The following is a 13,085-nucleotide window of genomic DNA, read 5'->3' on the forward strand; positions in this document are numbered from 1 at the left end:
GGCTTTAGTCACCCTGAGATCAGGACGCTGAATCGGTGGTTTAAAAGAATAATTGGAGCATTACAGATGAAGGCATCAGGTTTTAAGAACGCTGGCAAGACCCTTCTCGCCCTGTCCTTGATGGGTGTGATGGCTGGGGCAGCACAAGCAGCAGACAAAGTGCTGCACATCTACAACTGGTCCGATTACATCGCACCCGATACCGTGAAAAAGTTTGAAGACCAAACCGGTATCAAAGTGGTGTACGACGTGTTCGACAGCAACGAGACCCTGGAGGCCAAGCTGCTGGCGGGCAAGTCCGGCTACGACATCGTCGTGCCGTCCAACAATTTCCTGGCCAAGCAGATCAAGGCCGGGGTTTACCAGGAGCTGGACAAATCCAAGCTGCCTAACTGGAAAAACCTCGACCCTGCGTTGCTCAAGGCCGTTGGCGATGCCAGCGACAAAGACAACAAACACGCGTTCCCGTACATGTGGGGCACCATCGGCATTGGCTACAACCCTGAAAAGGTCAAGGCTGCCCTGGGTGTCGACACCATTGATTCATGGGACGTGCTGTTCAAGCCCGAGAACGCGGCCAAGCTCAAGAGCTGTGGCATCAGCTTCCTTGATTCGCCAACCGAGATGATCCCGGCTGCCTTGCATTACCTGGGTTATCCGACCAATACGCAGGACAAAAAGCAATTGGCTGAAGCCGAAGCCCTGTTCCTGAAGATCCGTCCTTCGGTGGGTTACTTCCACTCCTCCAAGTACATCTCCGACCTGGCCAACGGCAACATCTGTGTCGCTGTGGGTTACTCGGGCGACCTTGAGCAGTCGATTTCCCGCGCCAAGGAAGCCGGTGACAAGGTCAAGCTCAAGTACGTGATTCCGAAAGAAGGCGCTGGCAGCTTCTATGACATGGTTGCCGTCCCCAAAGATGCCGAAAACGTGGACGCGGCTTACGCCTACATGAACTTCCTGATGCAGCCGGAAGTGATGGCCGAAATCACCAACAGCGTACGTTTCCCGAACGGTAACAAGGCTGCAACGCCACTGGTGAATAAAGATATTTCGGGCGACCCGAGCATTTACCCGTCCGACGAGGTAAAAGCCAAGTTGTACGCAATCAGCGATTTGCCACCGGCCACCTTGCGGTTGCTGACCCGCAGCTGGACCAAAATCAAGTCGGGCAAGTAAGCCATCTGGAGCGGCTGCACAAGGTTGCGATTGAGACAAAAGGACGCAGGCATTTGCCCTTTTGAAGGCCTTCAAGGCCCTATCGCAGCCTGGCGCAGCGGCCTCAGAAACCGGCCATCGCGCAATTAATCGCAGAAAACTTTGCTGTGCAGGTTTATCGAGGGTAAGTTGCGCGCCGGTTTTGTCTTTGGCGGTACTGCTGCCGTGTGACGCGGGCAACTCAGGCCCAACTATTTTGAGGACCATCACGTGTCTATATCTTTGTTTCGCAAGACCTTGCTGGTCGGCGCTGGTTTGACGCTTGCCGTCAGCGTACAAGCGGCACCCACCGTGCACATCTATAACTGGTCGGACTACATCGCCCCGACCACGTTGGGCGACTTTGAAAAGGCCACCGGTATCAAACCGGTCTATGACGTCTTCGATTCCAACGAAACCCTGGAAGGCAAACTGCTGGCCGGACGTACCGGTTATGACGTGGTCGTGCCGTCTAACCACTTCCTGGGCAAGCAGATCAAAGCGGGCGCCTTCCAAAAGCTGGATAAATCGCAACTGCCCAACTATTCCAACCTCGATCCGGCCTTGCTCAAGCGTCTTGAGCAAAACGATCCGGGCAACCTGTATGCCGTGCCTTATCTGTGGGGCACCAATGGCATCGGTTACAACGTCGACAAAGTCAAAGAAGTACTGGGCGTCGACACCATCGACTCGTGGGATGTGGTGTTCAAACCCGAGAACATGAAGAAGCTGCAAAGCTGCGGCGTGGCCTTCCTCGACTCGGCCGACGAAATGCTGCCGACCGTGCTCAATTACTTGGGCAAAGACGCCAACAGCACCAACCCCAAGGACTACAAAGAAGCTGAAAAGACCCTGATGTCGGTGCGTCCATACGTCACCTACTTCCATTCTTCCAAGTACATTTCCGACCTGGCCAACGGCAACATCTGTGTCGCCATTGGTTTCTCCGGTGATGTGTTCCAGGCCAAGGCGCGTGCCGAAGAGGCCAAAAAGGGCGTCAACATCGCCTACATCGTGCCCAAGGAAGGCGGCGCCCTGTGGTTTGACATGCTGGCTATCCCCAAGGACTCCAGCAACGTCAAGCAAGCCCACACGTTCATCAACTACTTGCTCAAACCTGAAGTGATCGCTCAGGTCAGCGACTATGTCGGTTATGCCAACCCTAACCCGGCGGCCGACAAGGTGATGGACGAGTCCATTCGTACCGACGAAGCGGTTTACCCAACCCAGGCGGTGCTGGACAAAACCTACGTTTCCACCGAACTACCCCCGAAAGTGCAACGTCTGATGACGCGCACGTGGACCAAGGTCAAGACGGGTAAATAACCCTCTGGATCACCTATCCAAGGCCCGACCATCTGGATCGGGCTGCTAAATTTGTTGGGAGTTTCGTAATGGCTGTTGCCTCCGGCGCCTATAAGAAAGCCCTCGAGGGCGACCAGACCCCTAAACAGGTACTGGTCAAAATCGACCGGGTCACGAAAAAATTCGACGAGACGATTGCCGTGGACGACGTGTCCCTGGAAATCAACAAAGGCGAAATCTTCGCCTTGCTCGGCGGATCGGGATCGGGCAAATCCACCTTGCTGCGTATGCTCGCCGGTTTCGAGCGCCCAACAGAGGGCCGTATCTTCCTCGACGGTGTGGACATCACGGACATGCCGCCGTACGAGCGGCCGATCAACATGATGTTCCAGTCCTACGCGCTGTTTCCGCACATGACCGTGGCGCAGAACATCGCATTCGGTCTCAAGCAGGACAAAATGTCCAACGCCGAGATCGATGCCCGCGTGGGCGAGATGCTCAAGCTGGTGCACATGAGCCAGTACGCCAAGCGCAAGCCGCACCAGTTGTCCGGTGGCCAGCGCCAGCGTGTGGCCCTGGCCCGCTCGTTGGCCAAACGCCCGAAGCTGCTGCTGCTCGACGAACCGATGGGCGCGCTGGATAAAAAACTGCGTTCGCAAATGCAACTCGAACTGGTGGAAATCATCGAGCGCGTGGGCGTGACCTGCGTGATGGTGACCCACGACCAGGAAGAGGCCATGACCATGGCCCAGCGCATCGCGATCATGCATTTGGGCTGGATTGCCCAGATCGGCAGCCCGATCGACATTTATGAAACCCCGGTCAGCCGACTGGTGTGCGAATTCATCGGCAACGTCAACCTGTTCGAAGGTGAAGTGGTCGACGACGCAGAAGGCTATGCCCGTATCAACTGCCCGGAGCTGGAGAACGACATCTACGTCGGTCACGGCATCAGCACCTCGGTGGAAGACAAGCATGTGACCTACGCGATTCGCCCGGAAAAAATGCTCGTCACCACTGAGAAGCCGACCTACGAGTACAACTGGTCGCGCGGCAAGGTGCATGACATCGCGTACCTGGGCGGGCACTCGGTGTTCTACGTCGAACTGCCGAGCGGCAAGCTGGTGCAATCGTTTGTGGCCAACGCCGAACGCCGTGGCGCACGCCCGACCTGGGACGACGAAGTTTACGTCTGGTGGGAAGACGATAGCGGCGTGGTACTGCGCTCATGAACATGCGAAAACTTAAACGCCGACTGCAACGAATAACCCCCCGGGGCCGCCATGCGGTGATCGGGATTCCATTCCTGTGGCTGTTTTTGTTCTTCATGCTGCCGTTCTTCATTGTGTTGAAGATCAGCTTTGCCGAGGCCGACGTTGCGATCCCGCCTTATACCGAGATCTACAGCTACGTTGACCAAAAGATCCAGATCCTGCTGAACCTGGGCAACTACGCCATGCTGGGCGACGATGAGCTGTACATCGCCGCTTATCTGGGCTCGTTGAAGATGGCCTTTTTCAGCACGCTGCTGTGCCTGCTGATCGGCTATCCGATGGCCTACGCCATCGCCAATGCGCGTAAAGAAATGCAGACCGTGCTGGTGCTGCTGATCATGATGCCCACCTGGACCGCCATCCTGATCCGCGTTTACGCGTGGATGGGCATCCTGAGCAACAACGGGCTGCTCAACGGCTTCCTGATGTCGATGGGCTGGATCAGTGAACCGTTGCAGATCCTCAACACCAACATCGCGGTTTACATCGGTATCGTCTATTCGTACCTGCCGTTCATGATCCTGCCGCTGTACGCCAACCTCGTGAAGCACGACACCAGCCTGCTGGAAGCCGCGTCCGACCTGGGTTCGAGCACCTTCAACAGCTTCTGGAAGATCACCGTTCCGCTGTCCAAGAACGGCATCATCGCCGGCTGCATGCTGGTGTTCATCCCGGTCGTGGGTGAGTTCGTGATCCCCGAACTGCTGGGCGGCCCGGAAACCCTGATGATCGGTAAAGTGTTGTGGCAAGAGTTCTTCAACAACCGTGACTGGCCGGTAGCCTCCGCGCTTGCCGTGGTCATGCTGGCGATCCTGATCGTGCCTATCATCCTGTTCAACCGCAGCCAGGCTAAAGAGCTGGAGGGCAAGATATGAATCGCTTCCGTTTTTCTAGCTTCATGTTGGTCGCGGGGTTGTTGTTCATCTACCTGCCGATGCTGATTCTGGTGATCTACTCGTTCAACGCCTCCAAGCTGGTGACGGTGTGGGGCGGCTGGTCGCTGAAGTGGTACACCGGCTTGCTGGACAACACGCAGCTCATGGGCTCGGTCATGCGCTCGCTGGAAATCGCGCTGTACACGGCGATTGCAGCGGTCGCCCTGGGCACCCTGGCAGCGTTCGTGCTGACGCGCATCAGCCATTTCAAAGGCCGCACGCTGTTCGGCGGCCTGGTGACAGCGCCGCTGGTGATGCCTGAAGTGATTACCGGTCTGTCGCTGTTGCTGCTGTTCGTGGCCATGGCGCAGATGATTGGCTGGCCGCAAGAGCGCGGCATCGTCACCATCTGGATCGCTCACACCACGTTCTGTGCAGCGTATGTAGCGGTCGTGGTGTCGGCGCGGTTGCGTGAACTGGACCTGTCGATCGAAGAAGCGGCCATGGACTTGGGCGCCAAGCCCTGGAAAGTGTTCTTTCTGATCACCATCCCGATGATCGCGCCTTCGCTGGCAGCGGGCGCCATGATGTCCTTTGCCCTGTCGCTGGACGACCTGGTACTGGCCAGCTTCGTGTCCGGCCCAGGCTCGACCACGTTGCCAATGGAAGTGTTCTCGGCCGTGCGCCTCGGGGTTAAGCCCGAGATCAACGCAGTGGCTAGCCTGATCCTGCTGGCGGTGTCGCTGGTGACCTTCCTGGTGTGGTTCTTCAGCCGTCGTGCCGAAGAACACCGCAAGAAAGCCATCCAGCAAGCCATTGATGAGGCGGCTGCCGAGTCATGGAAGCAACCTGATGTTCGCCGTCCCAAGTCGCCCAGCGCGGCTTAAGGCAGTGCACTAAAAAAAACCTCGCCTTCCTGTTCAGGGGGCGAGGTTTTTTTATGAGCGCCAGGGCAATCGCCCTCAGGTTGCTTTCAAGGCTTGGCGACTTTCCACGCGCCGTCCATTTTCCCGTCACCTACTTTGTCTCCGGCTTTTTTGTCCTTCACGAAGGTGTACAACGGCTTGCCGTCATAGGCCCACTGCACTTGCTGGTCATCCCGGATAATCGTGGTCCATTTGCCTTCGCCTTTGTCCGTGCTCTCAGCTTTGAGCGGCGGCCAGTTCTCTGCGCATTGGTCATTGCACATCGATTTGCCATCTGTGTCTTTGGCAAAGGTGTACAGCGTCATGCCGTTGTGGTCGACCAGCACACCGTCTTTTGTCATCGCCGGGGCGGCGGCAAATGCCAGTCCCGGTACTGCCAGCACTGCGCTTAGCAGTAATGCCTTCAGGGAAAAAGAGCTGTATGTCATCGGAATCGTCCTCGTTGTGGATGTACGATTTGAACTTCAAGCGTAGTTCACTCACCCTTCGAACGTGGCGCTTGCCCAAAGTTGTCACACGACTGCAATAATTCCGTTATCTAATGCGCCACAAGACAGATAAATGACATGAGGATTACGGCATGGTTGGCAGGAGCATTCTGATCGTCGATGACGAGGCACCGATCCGCGAAATGATCGCTGTGGCTCTGGAAATGGCGGGTTACGACTGCCTGGAGGCGGAGAATGCTCAGCAGGCCCACTCCATCATCGTCGACCGTAAACCCGACTTGATCCTGCTCGACTGGATGCTGCCGGGGGGCACGTCCGGCATTGAGCTGGCTCGCCGCCTCAAGCGCGAGGAAATGACCGGGGACATCCCGATCATCATGCTCACGGCCAAGGGTGAAGAGGACAACAAGATTCAAGGGCTGGAAGTCGGCGCGGACGACTACATCACCAAACCCTTTTCCCCCCGCGAGCTGGTGGCGCGCCTCAAAGCCGTGTTGCGGCGTGCAGGCCCGGCCGACAGCGAATCCCCCATTGAAATAGGCGGCTTGTTACTCGACCCGATCAGCCACCGCGTCACCATCGACGGCACCCCCGCCGAAATGGGCCCGACCGAATATCGTCTGTTGCAGTTCTTCATGACCCACCAGGAACGCGCCTACACCCGCGGCCAATTGCTCGACCAAGTGTGGGGCGGCAACGTGTACGTTGAAGAGCGCACCGTGGACGTGCACATCCGCCGTCTGCGCAAAGCCCTCGGCGAGGCGTACGAGAATCTGGTACAAACCGTGCGCGGCACCGGGTATCGCTTTTCCACCAAAGCCTGATACCCCCTCCAGACTCAACGGCAAGCAAGGACCCGCGCGACGTGAATCAAAACTGGCATAGCACGCTGATTCGTCATTTGTTGCTTCTGGTCACGGGCTGCCTGTTGATCGGGCTGGCCACCGGCTATTACGGCTGGAGCCTGGCCGCCGGGGTGGCCTTGTACCTGGGCTGGACCCTCAAACAGTTGCTGCGCCTGCACGACTGGCTGCGCAATCACCAACCCGATGAAGCCCCGCCCGACGGCTATGGCCTGTGGGGCGAAGTGTTCGACAGCATTTATCACCTGCAACGCCGCGATCAACGCGTGCGCGGGCGCCTGCAAGCCGTCATCGACCGCGTGCAAGAGTCCACGGCGGCGCTCAAGGACGCTGTGGTGATGCTCGACAGCGAAGGCAACCTCGAATGGTGGAACCGCGCCGCAGAGACTTTGCTGGGCCTCAAGACGCCCCAGGACAGCGGCCAGCCCGTGACCAACCTGGTGCGCCACCCGCGCTTCAAGGAGTATTTCGAGCAGGACAACTACGCCGAACCGCTGGACATCCCCTCGCCGGTCAACGACCACCTGCGCATCCAGCTGTACATCACCCGCTACGGCAACAACGAACACCTGATGCTGGTGCGAGACGTAACGCGTTTGCACCAGCTCGAACAAATGCGCAAAGACTTCATCGCCAACGTGTCCCACGAGCTGCGCACGCCGCTGACCGTCATCTGCGGGTATCTGGAAACCCTGCTGGATAACGTCGATGACGTGAACCCCCGCTGGAAACGCCCGCTGTCGCAAATGCAGCAACAGGGCGAGCGCATGCAAACCTTGCTCAACGACTTGCTGTTGCTGGCCAAACTGGAAGCCACGGATTACCCGTCGGACAACCAGCCCGTGCCCATCGACAGCCTGCTGCGCACTATTAAAAACGACGCGCAGGCGTTGTCCGGGCAGCGCAATCAAACCATTACGCTGGACGTTGAAGCCGATGTTGCCCTCAAAGGCAGTGAGACCGAGCTGCGCAGTGCGTTTTCAAACCTGGTATTTAACGCCGTCAAATACACCCAGGACGGCGGGCACATTCGCATTCGCTGGTGGTCCGACGGCTCGGGCGCGCACTTGAGCGTGCAGGATTCCGGTGTCGGGATCGACAGCAAACACCTGCCGCGCCTGACCGAACGCTTCTACCGCGTCGACTCCAGCCGCAACGCCAGCACCGGCGGCACGGGCCTGGGGCTGGCCATCGTCAAGCATGTGCTGCTGCGCCATCGCGCCCGCCTTGAAATCAGCAGCGTACTGGGCCACGGCAGCACCTTCACCTGCCATTTCCCCCCGGTTCAGGTCACAAAATCGCTCAGCCCCGACCTGATTGACTGAACCCTGCGGCGTTCGCCCACTAGGCAACAGCTACATCAATGGTTACATTGCTTGCCATGTGCCTGCCCTTCAGGCACTTGACCTTTCCCTTTTTTGAAACAACGGAACCATTAAAACTCCATCATGGACCCTTCCCCTGGCTTGACCCTCGCCACACTGTTCGCCGATTTCGGCATGATTGTTTTTGCACTGATCCTGGTTTTGCTCAACGGCTTCTTCGTTGCGGCGGAATTTGCCATGGTCAAACTGCGCTCAACCCGGGTTGAAGCCATCGCCGACCAGAACGGCTGGCGCGGACGCATCCTGCGCACCGTTCACAGCCAGCTCGACGCCTACCTGTCGGCGTGTCAGCTGGGCATTACGCTGGCCTCGCTGGGCCTGGGCTGGGTCGGTGAACCGGCGTTCGCACACCTGCTTGAACCGCTGCTCAGCGCGCTGGGCGTGGAGTCGGCCGAAGTGGTCAAAGGCGTGTCGTTCTTCACCGCCTTCTTCATCATTTCGTACCTGCACATCGTGGTTGGCGAACTGGCCCCCAAATCCTGGGCGATCCGCAAACCCGAGGCGCTGTCGCTGTGGACCGCTGTGCCGCTGTACCTGTTCTATTGGGCCATGTACCCGGCCATTTACCTGCTCAATGCCAGCGCCAACGCGATTTTGCGCATTGCAGGCCAAGGTGAACCGGGCGCGCACCACGACCACGCCTACAGCCGCGAAGAACTCAAACTGATCCTGCACTCCAGCCGTGGTCAGGACCCGAGTGACCAAGGCATGCGGGTATTGGCTTCGGCCGTGGAAATGGGCGAGCTGGAAGTGGTCGACTGGGCCAACTCCCGCGAAGACCTCGTGACCCTCGACTCCAAGGCACCGCTCAAGGAAATCCTCGCGCTGTTCCGTCGCCACAAGTACAGCCGCTACCCGGTCTACGATGCCGAAACCAACACCTTCGTCGGTTTGCTGCACATCAAAGACCTGCTGCTGGAACTGGCAGACCTCGACCACTTGCCCGAGACATTCAACCTCGAAGAACTGACCCGGCCGCTGGAGCGCGTGTCGCGCCACATGCCGCTGTCGCAGTTGCTTGAACAGTTCCGCAAAGGCGGCGCGCACTTCGCGCTGGTCGAAGAAGCGGACGGCAAAGTCGTGGGCTACCTGACCATGGAAGACGTGCTCGAAGTGCTGGTGGGCGACATTCAGGACGAACACCGCAAGGCCGAGCGCGGCATTCTTTCGTACCAGCCCGGCAAGCTGCTGGTGCGGGGCGATACGCCGCTGTTCAAGATCGAGCGCCTGCTGGGGGTCGATCTTGACCACGTCGAAGCCGAAACCGTGGCGGGCCTGATCTACGACACCCTCAAGCGCGTGCCGGAAGAAGAAGAACTGCTGGAAGTCGAAGGCCTGCGCATCATCATCAAAAAGATGAAAGGCCCGAAAATCGTCTTGGCCAAAGTCCTCAAGCTGGACTGAAGCCACACCGGTTGTCGCTGACGCGCGCTCTTGCCCCGTCAGCGACCACCGCTTTTGCCCCCCCCTGACACGCCCCTTCAATCATTTCTGCCCGGCGAAAGCTGGCTGAAAGCATTCCCCTCTAGCATCGCGTCACTCCCGGCATAAGACCGGCAGGCCAGAGCAGCGGTCCAACCCGCGCTCAGCGCCCACTCGACAACAATAAGAATGGTGACTGTTTATGCTGACCTTCCTTGGCTTTGCCATGGTCATTACGTTCATGTACCTGATCATGACCAAGCGCCTGTCTGCCCTCATCGCGTTGATTCTGGTGCCTATCCTGTTTGCCCTCTTCGGCGGTTTTGCACCCAAGATCGGCCCCATGATGCTCGAAGGCATTACCAAGCTGGCCCCGACCGGGGTGATGCTGATGTTTGCCATTTTGTATTTCGCCCTGATGATCGACTCCGGCCTGTTCGACCCGGCCGTGCGCAAGATCCTCAAGCTGGTCAAGGGCGACCCGCTGAAAATCAGCGTCGGCACCGCCGTGCTGGCACTGGTGGTATCGCTGGATGGCGACGGCGCCACCACCTACATGATTTGCGTGGCGGCGATGCTGCCGCTGTACAAGCGCATCGGCATGAGCCCGCGCATCATGGCCGGGCTGATTATTCTGGCGGGCGGGGTGATGAACATGACGCCGTGGGGCGGTCCGACTGCACGGGCCGCCAGTGCGCTGCATGTGGACCCCTCTGACATTTTTGTGCCGATGATCCCCGCCATGCTGGCAGGTTGCGCGACCATTCTGGTGATCGCCTGGTGCTACGGCCTGCGCGAGCGCGCGCGTCTGGGCCAGTTGCATGTGCAAGGCGACGACGTGGATCACAGCGAGATCAGCGTGTCGCAATTCCCCGACGCACGCCGCCCCAAACTGATCTGGTTCAACGGCGCGCTGACCCTGGCCTTGATGATTACGCTGATCGCCGGTTTGCTGCCGCTGCCCGTGCTGTTCATGGTCGCGTTCAGCATCGCGATGATCGTCAACTACCCGTGCCTGCAACAACAAAAAGACCGCGTCGCCGCTCATGCAGGCAGCGTGCTGGCGGTGGTCGGGCTGATTTTCGCGGCGGGTATTTTCACCGGCATCCTCTCCGGCACCGGCATGGTGGATGCCATGTCAAAAAGCCTGCTGGCCGTTATTCCCCCGGCGCTGGGGCCGTACCTGGCAGTCATCACCGCGCTGGTGAGCCTGCCGTTTACCTTTTTCATGTCCAACGATGCGTTCTACTACGGCGTATTGCCGGTCCTGACCGAGGCGGCAAGCCACTACGGAATCACCGCGGTCGAAATGGCCCGCGCCTCGATTGTCGGCCAGCCCGTGCACTTGCTCAGCCCGTTGGTGCCCTCCACGTACCTGCTGGTGGCGCTGGCCGGTATCGAGTTTGGTGACCACCAGCGCTTCACCCTGAAATGGGCGGTTCTGGTGTGCATGGGCATTCTGCTGGCCGCCTTACTGCTCGGCACCTTCCCGTTGTACAGCACGCTCTGACGCCCGGCACCGCGAGCGGCCGCTGACCACGTCGGCCTCTCGCTGCGGGTTTTCTCACAAGTGTTTCAGAAATGTTTCAACCCTCCGCCAGCTATGCGATGCTGGCGCTCTGCTTATTTGCCGACTACAGCTTAAGAAACGACTGTAGGAGCTGGCCGCAGCCCTTTGATCCGGCCCACCAGGGCATCCATCGCACAGGGAGCCTGCATGCTGACCCTGCTTAATCTGCTTTCCGCCGTGACCCTGCTGATCTGGGGCACGCACATTGTCCGGACCGGTATTTTGCGGGTCTACGGTACAAACCTGCGCCACGTCATCGGGCAAAACGTGTCCAAGCGCATGCTGGCATTTGTCGCCGGTATCGTGGTGACCGCCATGGTGCAGAGCAGCAACGCCACCGCCATGCTCGTCACGTCATTTGTCGGCCAGGGCTTGATGGCGCTCACGCCAGCGCTGGCCACAATGCTCGGGGCCGATGTCGGTACGGCACTGATGGCCCGGGTGCTGACGTTCGACCTGTCCTGGCTGTCGCCGCTGCTGATTTTCCTGGGCGTGATCTTCTTCCTCTCCCGCAAACAAACGCGCGCCGGGCAACTGGGGCGCGTGGGCATCGGCCTGGGCCTGATCATCCTCGCCCTGCAATTGATCGTCGAAGCCGCAGCCCCCATCACCCAGGCGCAAGGGGTGAAGGTGATCTTCGCCTCGCTGACCGGCGATATCTTGCTCGATGCCTTGATCGGCGCCCTGTTCGCGATGATTTCTTACTCCAGCCTGGCCGCCGTGCTGCTGACGGCGACGCTGGCCGGTGCGGGGGTCATCAGCTTGCCGGTCGCGGTGGGGCTGGTGATTGGCGCCAATATCGGCAGCGGCGTGCTGGCGTTTCTCAGCACCAGCATGCAAAACGCCGCCGGGCGGCAGGTTGCGCTCGGTAGCCTGCTCTACAAGCTGATCGGGTTGCTGCTGATTATCCCGGTCCTCGACCCGCTGGTGGCATGGATGGACAGCCTGAGCTACAGCGCCCAGGAACTCGTGATCGGCTTCCACCTGCTCTACAACACGGCGCGTTGCTTCCTGATGCTGCCCACGGTCGGGCCGATGGCGCGGGTGTGCGCATGGCTGTTGCCCGAGCGCGAAAATGCCAACGGCGCCGTCAAACCCCGTCATCTCGACTCGACCGCCCTGGAAACGCCGAGCCTTGCCCTGGCCAACGCAGTCCGTGAAACCCTGCGCATCGGTGACCTGATCGACAACATGCTGGTCAACATGCTCGACGTGCTACGCGGCAAGCAAACAGCCATCACCCAAGAGATGCGCACCCTGGCCGATGATGTCGAAGTGCTCTACAGCGCGGTCAAACTCTATCTGGCGCAGATGCCCCGCGAAGACTTGGGCGAGCAAGACAGCCGACGCTGGGCGGAAATCATCGAACTGGCGATCAACCTCAAGCTGGCCAGTGACCTGATCGAGCGTATGTTGCGCAAAGTGCAGCAGCAAAAAACCTCCAGGCGCCGGGCGTTTTCCGAAGACGGACTGGAGGAACTGACCGGTTTGCAAAGCCAGTTGATCGACAACCTGCGGCTGGGGCTGACGGTCTTCCTCACCGGCGACCCGCAGAGCGCACGGCAATTGCTGCGTGAAAAACGCCGTTTTCGTGCGCAGGAACGTCGACTGGCGCACGCCCACGTCAGCCGTTTGCAGCGCAAAATCACCCAAAGCATCGAAACCAGCTCCCTGCACCTTGAACTGATCGCTGACATGCAGCGCCTCAACTCCCTGTTTTGCGCCAGTGCTTACGTGGTGCTCGAAACCTCTGAAACGGGCGCTCTGTTGCTGGACGAGATGACCGATACCCACCATTCGCCTTGAACGTTGCGCGATC

The 13,085-nt window shown here is 59.2% G+C and carries 11 protein-coding genes; 10 read left to right on the forward strand and 1 reads right to left on the reverse strand.

Annotated features, from left to right (window positions below):
• Nucleotides 1–66 precede the first annotated feature (66 nt).
• The 5 genes from TU74_RS03145 (at nt 67) to TU74_RS03165 (ending at nt 5,538) form a co-directional block, all read left to right on the forward strand.
• Nucleotides 67–1,179, forward strand: coding sequence for a polyamine ABC transporter substrate-binding protein (locus TU74_RS03145; protein WP_048375077.1), 1,113 nt, complete (start codon nt 67–69; stop codon nt 1,177–1,179).
• Nucleotides 1,180–1,428: 249 nt separating this feature from the next.
• On the forward strand, nt 1,429–2,523 hold the full coding sequence (locus tag TU74_RS03150; protein ID WP_047296212.1) for a polyamine ABC transporter substrate-binding protein: 1,095 nt from the start codon (nt 1,429–1,431) through the stop codon (nt 2,521–2,523).
• A 68-nt stretch (nt 2,524–2,591) separates the two neighbouring features.
• Nucleotides 2,592–3,734, forward strand: a complete 1,143-nt coding sequence (locus TU74_RS03155) for an ABC transporter ATP-binding protein (protein WP_047278543.1) — start codon at nt 2,592–2,594, stop codon at nt 3,732–3,734.
• Nucleotides 3,731–4,651 carry an ABC transporter permease subunit gene (locus TU74_RS03160; RefSeq protein WP_047279516.1) on the forward strand — a complete coding sequence of 307 codons (921 nt, stop codon included), beginning with the start codon at nt 3,731–3,733 and terminating at the stop codon, nt 4,649–4,651. The genes TU74_RS03155 and TU74_RS03160 overlap by 4 nt, the downstream gene beginning before the upstream one ends.
• A complete protein-coding gene (locus TU74_RS03165; protein WP_047278547.1) occupies nt 4,648–5,538 on the forward strand; it encodes an ABC transporter permease subunit in 891 nt (296 codons plus the stop codon). Before TU74_RS03160 ends, TU74_RS03165 begins: the two co-directional genes overlap by 4 nt.
• Nucleotides 5,539–5,624: 86 nt before the next feature.
• Here TU74_RS03165 and TU74_RS03170 read toward each other — a convergent pair whose 3' ends face one another.
• On the reverse strand, nt 5,625–6,005 hold the full coding sequence (locus TU74_RS03170) for a COG4315 family predicted lipoprotein (RefSeq protein ID WP_048375079.1): 381 nt from the start codon (nt 6,003–6,005) through the stop codon (nt 5,625–5,627).
• 152 nt (nt 6,006–6,157) lie between these two features.
• Here TU74_RS03170 and phoB point away from each other — a divergent pair, with 152 nt between their 5' ends.
• From phoB to TU74_RS03195, 5 genes are all read left to right on the forward strand, one after another.
• Complete coding sequence (gene phoB / locus TU74_RS03175) at nt 6,158–6,850, forward strand: phosphate regulon transcriptional regulator PhoB (RefSeq protein ID WP_047278552.1); 693 nt, start codon at nt 6,158–6,160, stop codon at nt 6,848–6,850.
• A 41-nt stretch (nt 6,851–6,891) separates the two neighbouring features.
• Nucleotides 6,892–8,214 carry a phosphate regulon sensor histidine kinase PhoR gene (gene phoR, locus TU74_RS03180; protein ID WP_047296217.1) on the forward strand — a complete coding sequence of 441 codons (1,323 nt, stop codon included), beginning with the start codon at nt 6,892–6,894 and terminating at the stop codon, nt 8,212–8,214.
• A 123-nt stretch (nt 8,215–8,337) separates the two neighbouring features.
• On the forward strand, nt 8,338–9,678 hold the full coding sequence (locus tag TU74_RS03185) for a hemolysin family protein (protein ID WP_048375081.1): 1,341 nt from the start codon (nt 8,338–8,340) through the stop codon (nt 9,676–9,678).
• A 220-nt stretch (nt 9,679–9,898) separates the two neighbouring features.
• The gene (locus TU74_RS03190; RefSeq protein WP_047296218.1) at nt 9,899–11,206 is read left to right on the forward strand and encodes a CitMHS family transporter; all 1,308 of its coding nucleotides are present in this window, start codon (nt 9,899–9,901) and stop codon (nt 11,204–11,206) included.
• Nucleotides 11,207–11,413: 207 nt separating this feature from the next.
• Nucleotides 11,414–13,072: a Na/Pi cotransporter family protein gene (locus TU74_RS03195; RefSeq protein ID WP_047278560.1), complete on the forward strand. Its 1,659-nt coding sequence runs from the start codon at nt 11,414–11,416 to the stop codon at nt 13,070–13,072.
• Nucleotides 13,073–13,085 lie beyond the last annotated feature (13 nt).

This window comes from Pseudomonas lundensis, assembly GCF_001042985.1.
Taxonomy (GTDB): Bacteria; Pseudomonadota; Gammaproteobacteria; order Pseudomonadales; family Pseudomonadaceae; genus Aquipseudomonas; species Aquipseudomonas lundensis.

Bases quoted from the DNA above. Each gene is read 5' to 3' on its own strand.
- TU74_RS03165 (WP_047278547.1), top strand. From the start codon at position 4,648: ATGAATCGCTTCCGTTTTTCTAGCTTCATGTTGGTCGCGGGGTTGTTG.
- TU74_RS03185 (WP_048375081.1), top strand. From the start codon at position 8,338: ATGGACCCTTCCCCTGGCTTGACCCTCGCCACACTGTTCGCCGATTTC.
- TU74_RS03190 (WP_047296218.1), top strand. From the start codon at position 9,899: ATGCTGACCTTCCTTGGCTTTGCCATGGTCATTACGTTCATGTACCTG.
- TU74_RS03145 (WP_048375077.1), top strand. From the start codon at position 67: ATGAAGGCATCAGGTTTTAAGAACGCTGGCAAGACCCTTCTCGCCCTG.
- phoB (WP_047278552.1), top strand. From the start codon at position 6,158: ATGGTTGGCAGGAGCATTCTGATCGTCGATGACGAGGCACCGATCCGC.
- TU74_RS03160 (WP_047279516.1), top strand. From the start codon at position 3,731: ATGAACATGCGAAAACTTAAACGCCGACTGCAACGAATAACCCCCCGG.
- TU74_RS03195 (WP_047278560.1), top strand. From the start codon at position 11,414: ATGCTGACCCTGCTTAATCTGCTTTCCGCCGTGACCCTGCTGATCTGG.
- TU74_RS03170 (WP_048375079.1), bottom strand. From the start codon at position 6,005: ATGACATACAGCTCTTTTTCCCTGAAGGCATTACTGCTAAGCGCAGTG.
- TU74_RS03155 (WP_047278543.1), top strand. From the start codon at position 2,592: ATGGCTGTTGCCTCCGGCGCCTATAAGAAAGCCCTCGAGGGCGACCAG.